At 69.0% G+C, this 14,129-nt stretch carries 11 protein-coding genes and 1 pseudogene; all 12 read right to left on the reverse strand.

All coding sequences use genetic code 11. The annotated features are described in order from the left end of the window. Positions 1–460, reverse strand: a pseudogene (locus ACFE77_RS11125) (cell division protein FtsZ); the annotation flags it as partial. 108 nt (positions 461–568) lie between these two features. Continuing rightward, positions 569–1,828, reverse strand: a complete 1,260-nt coding sequence (gene ftsA / locus ACFE77_RS11130; RefSeq protein WP_375421708.1) for a cell division protein FtsA — start codon at positions 1,826–1,828, stop codon at positions 569–571. A gap of 76 nt (positions 1,829–1,904) precedes the next feature. Then, positions 1,905–2,837 (reverse strand): cell division protein FtsQ/DivIB, encoded by a 933-nt coding sequence (locus tag ACFE77_RS11135; protein ID WP_375421709.1) that lies wholly within the window; start codon positions 2,835–2,837, stop codon positions 1,905–1,907. Then, entirely contained in the window at positions 2,834–3,730 is an 897-nt protein-coding gene (locus tag ACFE77_RS11140; protein ID WP_375421735.1) for a D-alanine--D-alanine ligase, read from the reverse strand. Before ACFE77_RS11140 ends, ACFE77_RS11135 begins: the two co-directional genes overlap by 4 nt. A gap of 23 nt (positions 3,731–3,753) precedes the next feature. Next, a complete protein-coding gene (murB, locus tag ACFE77_RS11145) occupies positions 3,754–4,659 on the reverse strand; it encodes a UDP-N-acetylmuramate dehydrogenase (protein WP_375421710.1) in 906 nt (301 codons plus the stop codon). Positions 4,660–4,736: 77 nt separating this feature from the next. Further along, positions 4,737–6,167 (reverse strand): UDP-N-acetylmuramate--L-alanine ligase, encoded by a 1,431-nt coding sequence (gene murC, locus ACFE77_RS11150; RefSeq protein ID WP_375421711.1) that lies wholly within the window; start codon positions 6,165–6,167, stop codon positions 4,737–4,739. A 157-nt stretch (positions 6,168–6,324) separates the two neighbouring features. Continuing rightward, positions 6,325–7,467 (reverse strand): undecaprenyldiphospho-muramoylpentapeptide beta-N-acetylglucosaminyltransferase, encoded by a 1,143-nt coding sequence (gene murG, locus ACFE77_RS11155; protein WP_375421712.1) that lies wholly within the window; start codon positions 7,465–7,467, stop codon positions 6,325–6,327. Further along, positions 7,467–8,681 carry an FtsW/RodA/SpoVE family cell cycle protein gene (locus tag ACFE77_RS11160; protein ID WP_375421713.1) on the reverse strand — a complete coding sequence of 405 codons (1,215 nt, stop codon included), beginning with the start codon at positions 8,679–8,681 and terminating at the stop codon, positions 7,467–7,469. The genes murG and ACFE77_RS11160 overlap by 1 nt, the downstream gene beginning before the upstream one ends. Further along, complete coding sequence (gene murD, locus ACFE77_RS11165; RefSeq protein ID WP_375421714.1) at positions 8,678–10,072, reverse strand: UDP-N-acetylmuramoyl-L-alanine--D-glutamate ligase; 1,395 nt, start codon at positions 10,070–10,072, stop codon at positions 8,678–8,680. Before murD ends, ACFE77_RS11160 begins: the two co-directional genes overlap by 4 nt. Further along, on the reverse strand, positions 10,069–11,139 hold the full coding sequence (gene mraY, locus ACFE77_RS11170) for a phospho-N-acetylmuramoyl-pentapeptide-transferase (RefSeq protein WP_375421715.1): 1,071 nt from the start codon (positions 11,137–11,139) through the stop codon (positions 10,069–10,071). Before mraY ends, murD begins: the two co-directional genes overlap by 4 nt. Next, a complete protein-coding gene (murF, locus tag ACFE77_RS11175; RefSeq protein ID WP_375421716.1) occupies positions 11,140–12,516 on the reverse strand; it encodes a UDP-N-acetylmuramoyl-tripeptide--D-alanyl-D-alanine ligase in 1,377 nt (458 codons plus the stop codon). It abuts the gene before it with no gap. Positions 12,517–12,700: 184 nt separating this feature from the next. Then, on the reverse strand, positions 12,701–14,116 hold the full coding sequence (locus tag ACFE77_RS11180; RefSeq protein ID WP_375421717.1) for a UDP-N-acetylmuramoyl-L-alanyl-D-glutamate--2,6-diaminopimelate ligase: 1,416 nt from the start codon (positions 14,114–14,116) through the stop codon (positions 12,701–12,703). Between the last annotated feature and the right edge of the window lie 13 nt (positions 14,117–14,129).

A 14,129-nucleotide genomic window follows, 5' to 3' on the forward strand; every position in this document is an offset into this window, starting at 1 on the left:
TGCCGCCTTCCGCGCTCTTCGCACGGCGGTTGCCCTCGAACGCGAACGGCTTGGTAACGACGCCGACCGTCAGGATGCCCATGTCGCGCGCCGCCTTGGCGATGACCGGAGCCGCACCGGTGCCGGTGCCCCCGCCCATGCCCGCGGCGATGAACACCATGTGCGCGCCTTCGAGCTGCTTGGCGAGGCTGTCGATCGTCTCTTCGGCGGCCGCGCGGCCGATCTCGGGACGGCTACCCGCGCCCAGGCCCTGGGTGATCTTGGTGCCGAGCTGGATGCGCTGCGGCGCGGTCGACTGCTTCAGCGCCTGCGCATCGGTGTTGGCGACCAAGAAGTCGACGCCCTGCACGTCGGCGCGCATCATGTTCGCGATCGCGTTGCCGCCGGCGCCGCCGACCCCGATCACCGCGATCCGCGGCGTGAGTTCGTCCACCTCGGGAGTAATGAATTCGATGCTCATGCCTTAGTCTCCGCCCCTCCCGGGGATAAGCTCCGGGGCCCGCTGTTAACCGTCTGCCCTAACGCTCCGTGGCGTGCCAGCCAAAACGTTCACCAGTGCCGCAAAGCGTCAATAATTCGCGCGTGCCGCCTGTATCAACTTGCGAACCATGCCGATTCCGCGTTGCCGGTGCACCGTCTGCTGGGGTGCGACCGCGCGGAGATCGATCGGGTCGGTCGCTGCGTAGAAGGCAAGCCCGGCTAGCGTCGCGAAGGCGGGGCCGCCATGCGCTTCCGGCAGGGCGGTCAATCCGCGCGGTCGCCCGATCCGCACCGACCGGCCGAGCGCCTGCTGCGCGTAATCGGCGATGCCGTTCAGCTCAGCACCGCCGCCGGTCAGCACCACCTGGCGCCCCACCGGCCCTTCGAACTTCAGCTTGGCGAGCGCCTGGCGGATCTCGCCCATCTGATGTTCCAGCCGCTGCCGGACCACGCCGATCAGCGCCGCCTTGGTGATCTGCGCGCCCTCGCTGGCGCCGTCCTCGGCCGCGATCGGCATCACCGGGATCATGTCGTGATTGTCGCGCGGCGATGCGTTCGCCGAACCGTGGACGCACTTCATCCGTTCGGCATGCTGGCGCTGCGTCCCGAACGCCGACGCGATGTCGTCGGTGATGTCCGCCGCGCCCATCGCGATCGAGGTCAGCCCGACCAGCATCCCGCCCGCGAATAGCGACACGTTGGTGATCCCCGCACCGAGTTCGACCAGCGCGACGCCGAGCTCCCGCTCCTCCTCGCTCAGGCAGGCGAGCCCGGTCGCGACCGGCGAGGCGATGATCGACTTCACCTCCAGATGCGCGGACCGCACGCACAGGTCGAGGTTGCGCACCGGCGATCCGTCCGCCGCGACGACGTGGATGTGCACGCCGAGCCGATCGGCATGCAGCCCCAGCGGCTTCTTCACCCCGGTCAGCCCGTCCAGCGTGTACAGCGCCGGCTGCGCATGCAGCACCATCCGCCCTTGCGGATCGATCGAGTTGCGCCCCGCCGCGAGCAGCGCGTCGATATCGCCCTGCTCGACCCGGTGGCCGCCAAGCTCGAATTCGACTTCGGCGACGTCGCTCACCAGCCCGCCCGCGGAGAAGCCGACCCAGACATTCTCGATGTTGATGCCCGCGATCCGCTCGGCCTGCTCGACCGCCTCGCGCACCGCGGCCTCGGTCGCGGCCATGTCGGCGATATAGCCGCGCTTCACCCCCCGGCTTTCGCGCTGCCCGGTGCCGAGCACGATCAGCTCGCCGCCGTCGCCCTTCTGCGCGATCATCGCCGACACCTTCGACGACCCGATATCGAGCGCGGTGATCAACCCTTCCGGTGCAGCCTTCGCCATAAAATCTTCCCCTGCATCAACATCATGCCCGAACTCGACGTCCGCCCCACTCGCGTCGTGCCTTACTACGGACCGGTCACCCTTCGCCAGCCGCCTGTGTCGACCCCGCCGTCATCGACGGCGCGGTCGAGGTCTCCTCGTCCGGCACCGCATGCGCCATGCTCGCCCCCGGCTTGCGCGCGACCAATTTGTTCGGATCGCGCATGTCGAACCGGATCCAGCCGCGCCCCAGCAGCGGTCGCGCCCCATCCATCTCCGCGAACTTCAGCAACGCCGCCGGCGCACCATCCTCGGGCAGCGCCAGCGTCTCGCCGCTGTCGAAGGTCAGGTCCCACCGACGGTTGCCGATCCAGGTCGCCGCCTTCACCCGTGGTCGCAGCGCCGGCGCCGCCGCCAGCAGCGTCTGATACGCCGCCTCCTGCCGATCCGCACCGGGCCCGATGACCAGCGGCAGATCGGGGATCGCCGCCGGATCGACCGGTTCGAGCAGCACGCCCGCCGCGTCGATCAGCGTCAGCCGGCCGCTGTCCTGCCACACCGCCGCCGGCGTGCGCTCGACGATGTCGACCAGCAGCGTGTCGGGCAGCCGCCGCGACACGTGCGCGTCCGCGATCCAGCCATAGCGGAGCAGCTTCTCGCGCACCGCGTCGAGATCGACCAGCGGCATCGCCCGCGATTGCTGGTCGAGCGCGACCGCATAGACCGACATCCGGTCCATCCGCTTCAAGCCCGTCACCTCGATCTGCTCGACCCGGAACCCGGCGCGTCCCGCGCCCTCGGCGATCGCGTTGCCGATCATCCCGGGCACCCCAATCCAGCTCGCCACGACCAGCGCCACGACGCCCCCCGTGCCCGTGATCGTCCACGTCGCGATCCGCCGCAGCATCGCCTCGCTGACCGGCAGCGCACCGATCATCCGGTCGAGCCGGGAGATCTTCTTGACCGGCTGCTTGCGGCGCTGCGTCGGGCGCCTGGGCGGGGAGCCGCCGCGCTTGATCGTCTTGGTCACGAGCTCATCGCCTCGTCGACGATCGCCTGGACCAGCGCGGGATAGCTCATCCCGACATGCCGCGCCTGTTCCGGCACCAGGCTCAGCGGGGTCATGCCCGGCTGGGTGTTGACCTCGAGCAGGAACAAGCCGTCCACCCCGCGCTCGTCGTCCCAGCGGAAATCGGACCGCGACGCGCCCTTGCACCCGAGCAAACGATGCGCCTCCAGCGCCAGCGACTTGCAGGCATCGGCGATCTCGTCCGGGATCTGCGCGGGAAAGACATGCTCGGTCATCCCGTCGGTGTATTTGGCGTCGTAATCGTACCAGCCGCTCTTGGGCTTCAACTCGGTCACGCCCAGCGCCCGCGTGCCCAGCACCGCCGTGGTCAGCTCGCGCCCGCGGATATACGGCTCGGCGAGCAGCTCGTCGAACTCCTGCCACGGCCCGATCACGTCGCGCCCGATCGGGCTGCCGTAATTGCCGCCCTCGGTGACGATCGCCACGCCCACCGATGATCCCTCGTTGACGGGCTTCAGCACGTAAGGCCGCTGCAACGGATCCGCCTCGTGGATCTCCGCCGACCTGACGATCCGCCCGCCGGGCATCGGGATGCCGTGCGGCACCAGCACCTGCTTGGTCAGCACTTTGTCGATCGCGATCACCGACGTCGCCAGACCGGAATGCGTGTAGCGCAGCCCCATCAGGTCCAGCAGCCCCTGCACGCTGCCATCCTCGCCCGGCGTCCCGTGCAGCGCGTTGAACACCAGATCGGGGCGCGCCTCCGCCAGCCGCGCGGCAACGTCGCGATCCATGTCGATCCGCGTAACCCGGTGCCCGAGCGACTCCAGCGCGTCGGCAACGCCCGCGCCCGACATCAGCGAAACCTCACGCTCTGCCGACCAGCCGCCCATCAAGACTGCGATGTGAAGCGGGGTCACGCCACCACCCCCACGCGCTGGATTTCCCATTCCAGCATCACACCGGATTGCGCCTTCACCTTCTCACGCACCTCTTCGCCCAACGCCTCGATCTCCGCGCTGCTCGCCGCCCCCAGGTTGAGCAGGAAATTACAATGTTTTTCGCTGACCTGCGCGTCTCCGCGCCGCAAACCGCGACAGCCGGCGGCATCGATCAGCGCCCAGGCCTTGTGCCCCGGCGGGTTCTTGAAGGTCGATCCCCCGGTCCGCGACCGCAGCGGCTGCGACGCCTCGCGCTCGGCGGCGATGCGATCCATCTCGGCACCGATCACCGCGGGCTCGCCCGGAACCCCCGCGAACACCGCCTCGACCACGATCGCGCCCGCGGGCAGGTCCGAATGCCGATAGGTATAGCCGAGCCGCGCGGCAGGCCAGCTCTCGACGCTCCCGTCGCGCAGCACGACCGTCGCTTCGACCAGGATACCGCTGGTGTCGCGCCCATAGGCCCCCGCATTCATCCGCACCGCGCCACCGACAGTGCCGGGAATGCCCCGCAGAAATTCGAGCCCCGCGACCCCGGCATCACGCGCCGCCGACGCCACGCTGATCCCCATCACCCCGCCACCCGCACGCACCCGGCCGTCCTCGACCGACACCTTCGCCATCGCCTTGGGCAAGCGCACCACCACACCCGGCACCCCGCCGTCGCGGACGATGAGGTTCGATCCGACGCCGATCGGCAGCACCGCCGTGGTAGGATCCAGATCACGGAGGAAGGCGGAGAGGTCGTCGACGCTATCCGGCCGTACCAGCCACTCCGCCGGCCCACCCGTCCGGAACCAGATGAAAGACGCGAGCGAGCCCCCGGCGTCGACCGTGACTCCCCTCCCGCTCGCGGGAGGGGCTGGGGGAGGGCTTGTCATGTCACCGCCCGCACGCCCCACAACAGGCCCTCCCCCGACCCCTCCCGCAAGCGGGAGGGGAGAAGATGCGCGCACGTTCACGTCGTCACCTCAACGCGCCGCGCCTCGATCGCGTCCGCCAGCCCGGCCGCCCAGCGCGTGATGTCGCCCGCACCCAGGCACACGACCATGTCGCCCGCCTGCACCGTCGTCGCCAGTTCGTCCGCCAGCGCCTCGGCATCGGTGACCACCGCGACCGAACGATGCCCCCGGCGCTTCAGCCCCTCGACCAACGCTGCGGCATCGACGCCCTCGATCGGCATCTCGCCCGCGGCATAGACCGGGGTCACCAGCACCCGGTCGGCGTCGTTGAACGCGGTCTGGAACTCCTCCATCAGATTGCCGAGCCGGGTGAAGCGATGCGGCTGGACCACCGCGATCACCCGTCCCTGCACGCCCTCGCGCGCCGCAGCCAAGACGGCGCGGATCTCGACCGGATGGTGCCCGTAATCGTCGATGATCGTCGCGACGCCGCCGTCGACCGCGACCTCGCCGACCTTGGTGAAGCGCCGCTTGACCCCGCCGAACTTGGCGAACCCCTGCTGGATCGTCGCATCGTCGATCCCCAGTTCCAGCGCCACGCCGATCGCCGCCAGCGCGTTCTCGACATTGTGGCGCCCCGGCATCGGCAGCTCGATGCCCTCGATCGACCGCGTGCTGCCGTCGCGGCTGCGGATGATCGTCTCGAACCGGTTGCCGCCCGGAAACGGCACGACATTGACCCCGCGCACGTCGGCCTGCGCGGAGAAGCCATAGGTGACGACACGTCGATCACGGACCCGCGACAGGATGTTCTGCACCTCGGGATGGTCGAGGCACAGCAACGCCGCGCCATAGAAGGGCACGTTCTCGATGAACGCGACGAACGCGTCCTTCACCGCATCGAACGATCCGTAGTGATCGAGATGTTCGGGATCGATGTTGGTAACCACCGCGATCGTGCCGTCGAGCCGCAGGAAGCTGCCGTCGCTCTCGTCCGCCTCGACCACCATCCAGTCCGACGCGCCCAAGCGCGCGTTCGATCCGTAGCTGTTGATGATCCCGCCGTTGATCACGGTCGGATCGATGCCGCCCGCATCGAGCAGCGCCGCGACCATCGACGTCGTGGTAGTCTTGCCATGCGTTCCGGCCACGGCGACCGTCGATTTCAGCCGCATCAGCTCCGCGAGCATTTCCGCGCGGCGCACCACCGGGATGCGGCGTTCCAGCGCCGCCTCGACCTCGGGATTGGACCGGGTGATCGCGGTCGACGTCACCACCACCGCCGCATCGCCCAGATTCTCGGCGCGATGACCGATCGCCACCGCGATCCCCTTCGCGCGCAGCCCCTGCACGACATAGCCCTCGGCGACATCGGAACCCTGCACCGCATAGCCGAGGTTCTTCATCACCTCGGCGATCCCGGACATGCCGATCCCGCCGATCCCGACGAAGTGGATCGTCCCGATATCGGTTGCGACGCCCTTCACGACCCGATTCCTCCCCGCGCGGCGGGGAGGGGGACCATGCCGCAGGCATGGTGGAGGGGGCTCTCCACGAGAGCCACCGTCAGCGGCAACCCCCCACCACCATTCGCTGCGCGAACGGTCCCCCTCCCAGGCACGGGGAGGATCAAGAATGCCGCCATCATGCGAATGCCGCCTTCTTCTGCGGGATGCCCACCGGCAATCGCGCGAGCGGCGCGTCGAGGCTCTCGACCAGATCCGCCAGATCCCCCACCGCATCGGGACGCCCGACGCTCTTCGCCCGCCCCGCCGCATTCTCCAGCGCGACCGGATCGAGCCCCAGCTTCTGCATCTGCTTGGCGAGTTCTATCGCCGTGAAGTCGCCCTGCGCGATCGTCCGCGCGCCGCCCGCTCTGGTGATCTCGCGCGCATTCACCGTCTGGTGGTCGTCGGTCGCGCTCGGCAACGGCACCAGGATCGCGGGCCGGCCCGCCGCGGTCAGTTCCGCGATCGTCGATGCACCCGCCCGCGCGATCACCAGATGCGCCCACGCCAGTTGCTCGGGCAGGTCGGGCAGATACGTCGCGAGATCCGCCGCGATCTGGTGCCGCGCATAGCTTGCCCGGCAGGTGTCGATATCCTCCACGCGCGCCTGGTGCGTCACCTGCAGCCGGCGCCGAAACGACACCGGCAGCATCGCGAGGCCGTCGGGCACGACCTGCGACAACACGCTCGCGCCCTGGCTGCCGCCGGTGACCAGCACGCGGAAGATGCCGTCCTCCTCTAACAGCGGATAGGCCTTGGCGCGCAGCCGCAGCACCGCCTCGCGCACCGGATTGCCGACCAGATGCGTCCGGCTCGCCAGCTTGGGCGCGAGCCGCTCGGTCTGCGCATAGGACGTCGCGATGGCGTCGACCCGGCGCGACACCAGCCGGTTGACCCGGCCGAGCACCGCATTCTGTTCGTGCACCGCGGTCGGGATGCCCTCGGCGAAGGCGGCCAGCAGCGCGGGCATCGCCGGATAGCCGCCGAAGCCGATCACCGCGGCGGGCTTGAAGTTGCGGTACAGCTCGCGCGCCATTGCCCGCCCGCGCGCCATCTCGCGCACGGCGCCTAACCAGCCTTGCGGCCGCTTCACCTGGAATCGTCCCGCAGGCAGGACATGGGTCTGCACCCCGTCGAACAGCCCCGGAAACCGCACCCCGCGCGCGTCGCTGACCAGCGCCACGCGGTGGCCGCGCCGCATCAGCTCTTCGGCCAGTGCCGCCGCGGGCACCATGTGCCCCCCGGTGCCGCCCGCGGCGAGGACGTAATGCTTGCCCATTACCCGCCCCATTTCACGACATAAGGCGACCGCGTCAGGAACGGGTTGCGCCGCGTGAACGCCAGCAGCAGCCCCATGCCGATCGACAGCGCGATCATCGACGATCCGCCATAGCTGATGAACGGCAGCGTCATGCCCTTGGACGGCGCCAGCCCGGTATTCACCGCCATCGACACCAAAGCCTGCGCGCCGAACTGAACCGCCAGCCCCGACGCGGCGAGCAGCTTGAACTCGTCCTGCTCGTCGAGCAGCTTGACGAACACCCGAACCACGATCGCCAGGAACACCAGTGCGATGATCGCGCACGCGATCAGCCCGAATTCTTCGCCGATCACAGAGAAGATATAATCGGTATGCGCCTCGGGCAGGCCGAACTTGGCGGTGCCGCCGCCCGGCCCGGTGCCGGTCCAGCCGCCCGCAGTCAGCGTCGAATGCGCGGCGTTGGTCTGGAAGTGATCGCCCGCGCCCTCGCCCTCGATGCCGGGGAACAGGAACGCATCGATCCGGCGCCGCGCGACGCCGTAGAACATATAGGCCGCGATCAGCCCCGCCGGCACCATCGCCACCAGCCCGACCAGCACCCGCGTCTGCGTCCCCGCGATCATCAGCAGCGCCATCCACACCGTGCAGAAGATGATCGTCTGCCCGAAATCGGGCTGCAGCATCAGCATGCCGCCGACCATCACCGTCATCCCACCGGTGATCAGCACCGTCGGCAGTTCCTGTTCCTTCGATTTCAGCGACAACACCCACGCCACCGCGACGATGAACAACGGCTTCAGGAACTCGGACGGCTGGAACTGCGCGAAGCTGACGCCCAGCCAGCGCCGCGCGCCGTTGACTTCGACGCCCACGAACGGGGTAGCCGCGAGCATCACCGCGAACGCCGCCGCGCCGATCAGCGCGAAACGCCGCGCGGTCGCGACCGGCAGCATCGACACGCCGAACAACACCGGCAACGACACCCCGACCCACATCAACTGTCGCCAGAAATAATAGAGCGGCGCGATCTTGTGGTGCTCGCCCGAATAGCGAACCGCGCTCGCCGGCGATGCGGCGGCGACCGCGATCAGCCCGATCGCGATCAGGAACAGCGTCAACAGCAGGAGCATCCGGTCGATGTCCCAGAACCAGGTGCCGAGCGCCGACCGGTCGCCGCGCCCGCCGCGCCGCTTCACGTTGGCGATCAGTCCGGCATTGCGGACGTCGGTCATCTAAGCGCCTCCACCGCCGCGCGAAACGCGGCCCCGCGCTCCTCATAGTCGCGATATTGGTCGAAGCTAGCACAAGCAGGCGACAGCAGCACGACATCGCCCGCGACCGCGTTTTCAGTGGCATGCGCGACCGCCGCGTCGAGCGTTTTCGCCTCTTCGACCGCGACCTTGCCGTCCAGCACCGCCGCGAACCGCGACCCCGCCTCGCCGATCGTGTAGGCGCGGACGACGTTGCCAAAATGCGCCACGCAGGCGTCGAGATCGTCGCCCTTCGCCCGCCCGCCCAGGATCCAGTGGATCCGCGGATAGGCCGCGAGCGCAGGCGCGGTGCTGTCGGGGTTGGTCGCCTTGCTGTCGTTGACGTAGGTCACGCCGCCGATCGTCGCGACCCGCTCCATCCGGTGCGGCAAGCCGGCGAACGTCGCGAGCCCACGGTCGATCGCCGCCTCGTTTAGCCCGAGCGCCTTCGCGACCGCGATCGCCGCCAGCACGTTCTGCGCATTGTGCGGCCCCTGCAACGCCGGCCAGCGCGATTGATCCAGGCAGACGCCCGGCGCGATCTTGGTGAGGTGCTCGCCCCGCGTCGACAGGCTCCGCGCGATCGCCGCACTAGGCGCGTCGCCGATCGCGATTACCGCCTCGTGCGCCGCAGACTGCATCGCGAACAGCCGCGCTTTGGACGCTGCATACGCCTCGAACCCGTCATAGCGGTCGAGATGATCCGGCGTGACGTTCAGCAGCACCGCGACCTCGCAATCGAGCGTGTGCGTCAGGTCGATCTGGTAGCTCGACAGTTCGAGCACATAGACGCCGCCTTCGGGCAAGGGTGCCTGCCCCAGGACCGGGAGTCCGATGTTCCCACCCATCAACGTCGGCACCCCCGCGGTCTCCAGCAGGTGATGGACCAGCGCCGTCGTGGTCGACTTGCCGTTGGTCCCGGTGATCCCGACGACCTTGTGCGCGGGCAGATCGCGGCGCGCCTGCGCGAACAGCTCGATGTCGCCGATGATCGGGATCCTCGCGGTGCGCGCCTCTGCGGCGAGCGGGTGCGTGTTCAGCGGAACGCCCGGAGAGACGACGAACGCGTCGAATTTTTGGAGGTCGCCAAACTCCGAAACGTGCAATTCCTCCCCGGCACGGGGAGGGGGACCATCCAAAGGATGGTGGATGGGGCCCTCCACGGGCGATATCGCTAGAGGATAGACCCCTCCACCAGCTTCGCTGGTCCCCCTCCCCGTACCGGGGAGGATCGCCTCGCGCTTCTCCAGGTCCGAATCCCAAGCCACCACTCGCGCACCCGCAGCCAGCAGCGCCCGCACTGTCGCCACCCCCGACCGCGCCAACCCCAGCACCGCGAAGCGCTTGCCCGCCCAATCCCGGGCGACGATCACCGCAGCTTCAACGTCGACAGGCCGGCCAGCGCCAGCACCAGCGCGATGATCCAGAACCGGATTACCACGGTCGGTTCGCTCCAGCCGAGTTGTTCGAAATGATGGTGGATCGGCGCCATCCGGAACACCCTCTTGCCGGTGCGCTTGTAGAAGAACACCTGGATGATCACCGACATCGCCTCGACCACGAACAGCCCGCCGATGATCCCCAGCACGATCTCGTGATGCGCGACCACCGCGATCGTGCCGAGCGCGCCGCCGAGCGCGAGGCTGCCGGTATCGCCCATGAAAACCGCCGCCGGCGGCGCGTTGAACCACAGGAACGCGAGCCCCGCCCCCACCACCGCGCCGCAGAAGATCGCGAGTTCGCCCGCGCGCGGCACATGCGGAATGCCGAGATAGTCCGCGAACTTCACGTTACCCGCGAGGTAGACGATGACCATGAACGCGACGCTGGCGATGATCACCGGCATCGTCGCCAGTCCGTCCAGCCCGTCGGTCAGGTTCACCGCGTTGCCGAACGCGACGATCGTGAACGCCGCGAACACCGGATAGAACCAGCCGAGATCGAGATACAGCCGCTGGGTGAACGGGAAATAGAGATGCGGGCCGTTCTGCGACATGATGATCGTCGCCGCGATCCCCGCGATCGCGAACTCCAGCAACAGCCGCACGCGCCCCGACACGCCGGCGCTGCTCGCTTTCCGGACCTTGTCGTAATCGTCCATGAACCCGATCGCGCCGAACCCGAGGGTCACGAACAGGCACGCCCAGACATAGGGGTTGGACAGGTCCATCCAGATCAGGATCGCAAGGCTCATGCTGGTCAGGATCATCAGCCCGCCCATCGTCGGCGTACCGCGCTTGGCGAGGTGCGTCTGCGGCCCGTCGGCGCGGATCGGCTGGCCCTTGCCCTGGCGCAGCCGCAGCCAGCCGATGAAGCGCGGCCCGATGATCAGCCCGATCATCAGCGCGGTCGCCACCGCCGCGCCGGTCCGGAACGACTGATAACGGATGAGATTGAGCAGCCCCTGAAAGCCCAGATGCTCGGCGATCCAGTACAGCATCTATGTCTTTCTGCCCCCAAGCCGCGCGATCAGGCGCGACAGGCCAATTCCGTTCGAACCCTTGACGAGCACCGCGTCACCGGGCGCCAGCACCGTGTCGAGCCGGTCGATCGCCGCCGCGGCGTCGGGCACATGGACGACATCGATCCGTCCCTCAAGCCTTTGCGCCAGCGCGCCCATCGCTTCACCGACGAGCAGCACCGAATCGACGCGTGCCGCCACGATCGGCTCCGCCAGCGCGGCATGATAGTCGGCGGACGCGGTGCCGAGTTCGAGCATGTCGCCGAGCACCGCGACGTGGCGCCCCTTCTCCTCCGCCAGCACGGCGAGCGTCGCGCGCATCGCCAGCGGGCTCGCATTGTAGCTTTCGTCGATCACCAGTGCCTCGCCACCCGGGACCTTCGCCATGAACCGCGCCCCGCGACCCGCCATCCCGCCGAGCTCCGCCAGCGCGAGGCCGGCGAGACCAAGGTCGGCGCCAGCAGCGTCGACCGCCGCGAGCACCGCGAGCGCGTTCGACACCCAATGGGCGCCCGGCTGACCAAGCGTAAACGACAGCTCGCGCGCACCGACCCGCGCGGTGACGTAGCTGCCGCCGGTCTGCACCCGCATTACCTCGACCGCGCGGACGTCGGCGTCCTTGGCAGTTCCGAACGTCACCACCTGCGCGCCGTTCGCCTGCGCCGCGGCGGTCAGCAGATCGCGGTGCACGCTGTCCGCGGGCACGATCGCGGTGCCGCCCGGCTCCAGCCCCTGGAAGATCTCCGCCTTCGCCTCGGCGATCGCGGCTTCGTCGGCGAAGAACTCCATGTGCACCGGCGCGATCGCCGTCACCACCGCGATGTGCGGTCGCACCATCCGCGTCAGCGCCGCCAGCTCGCCGGCATGGTTCATCCCCATCTCGAACACCGCGAAACGCGTGTCCCGCGGCATCCGCGCGAGGCTCAGCGGCACCCCGACATGGTTGTTGTAGCTCTTGACCGACCGATGCACCGCGCCCGGACGCCCCCGATCGAGCGCCGCGAACAAGGCTTCCTTGGCGCTGGTCTTGCCTACCGAGCCGGTCACCCCGACGATCGTCGCGCCCGAGCGCGCCCGGCTGGCGACACCCAGCGCATCGAGCGCCGCGGCCGTGTCCGCGACCAGCACATGCGGCTGCGCGATCGGCCGGCCGACGATCGCCCCCGCCGCACCCTGCGAAAAGGCCTGGTCGACGAAGCGATGCCCGTCAGTAGCCTCGCCCGAGAGCGCAACGAACAGATCGCCAGGCCCGACCTCACGACTATCGAACGCCACGCCCTCGACGACGAACGCACCGGACGCGACGCCACCCGTAGCCGCGGCGATCTCGTCGGAGGTCCACAACGAAGCGGTCACGGGCACAGCTTCCGTGATTCACGCGAAGGCGCGAAGGCGCACAGATGACTCACGCGGAGACACGGAGACGCGGAGAATGAGGGAGCGATAAGCCTGCGGCGCAGCCTCTTACCTCCGCGCCTCCGCGCCTCCGCGCGAAACCCCTTCTTCATCGCGCCTTCGCGCCTTCGCGTGAACCATAGCCTCACGCCACGCACTCCCGCGCCACCGCGACATCGTCGAACGGCAGCACCAGATCGCCGACGACCTGACCCTGTTCGTGGCCCTTGCCCGCGATCAGCACGATATCCTGCGTGCCCGCGCCCCGCACCGCCGCTGCGATCGCCTCGCGCCGGTCACCGATCTCCATCGCTGCCTTCGCGCCCTTCAGCACCTCGGCGCGGATCGCCGCCGGATCCTCGCTGCGCGGATTGTCGTCGGTGACGATCACCCGGTCCGCTTGCGTGACCGCGACCTGGCCCATTGCCTCGCGCTTGCCGCGGTCGCGGTCGCCGCCCGCGCCGAACACCACGATCAGCCGTCCCGCCGCATGCGGCTTCAGCGCCGCGATCGCGGCTTCGAGCGCGTCGGGGGTATGCGCGTAATCGACATAGACCGGCGCACCCGTCCGCGTGATCACCGCGCGTTCCAGCCGCCCGCGCACCGGCTGCAACCGCGACAGCGCCGCCAGCGTCGCCTTCACCTCGCCCCCGGTCGCGATCACCAATCCGGCTGCGACTAGCGCGTTCGCGGCCTGGTACGCGCCGATCAGCGGCAGTTGCACCTGGTGCGTCGCGCCCTCCACCTCGATCGTCAGTCCCTGCCCGAGCAGCGTCGGGTCGCGACCGACCAGCCGCAACGTCTCGCCGCGCTCGCCGATCGTGATCAGCTTATTGCCTCGCGCCCGCGCCAGGTCGATCACCCGCGCCGCCTCGCGGTCGTCGGCCCACACCACCGCGGTGCCGTCGTGGCTGAGCACTTCCGAGAACAGCCGCAGCTTCGCGGTGAGATACGCCGCCATGTCGCCATGGTAGTCGAGATGATCGCGGCTCAGGTTGGTGAACGCCGCCGCTGCAACGCTCAACCCCTCGGTACGATATTGCGACAAGCCGTGGCTCGATGCCTCGAACGCGACATGCGTGACGCCCTCGCGCGCCAGCCCGGCGACGTTCGACAGGAAGGTGACGACATCGGGCGTGGTCAGCCCGGTGGTGACGCGATCGTCCGCCGTGGTCACGCCGAGTGTCCCGATCGACGCCGCGTTGTGCCCGGCCATCCGCCAGATCTGCCGCGTCATCTCGACGCAGGACGTCTTGCCGTTGGTCCCGGTCACCGCGACGACCGTCTCCGGAAACGGCGCGAAATAGGCTGCGGCCAGTCGCGCGAACCGCTCGCGCGGGTTGTCGTCGGCAATGTAGGTGGCGCCCGCGATCGCCAGCCCCGGCCGTGCGACGATCGCGACCGCGCCGGACCTGATCGCCTCGGCGATATAGTCCTCGCCGTTCACCCGCGCGCCCTGGAACGCGCCGAAGATCGTTCCCGGCGCGACCTTGCGGTGATCGATCGCGAATCCGGTGATCGCCGCGTCTTCGTTGCCACCGGTCAACGCGCGCAGCTTCATCGCGCGCTCCTCA

The organism is uncultured Sphingomonas sp. (assembly GCF_964243315.1).
In the GTDB taxonomy this organism is placed as follows: Bacteria; Pseudomonadota; Alphaproteobacteria; order Sphingomonadales; family Sphingomonadaceae; genus Sphingomonas.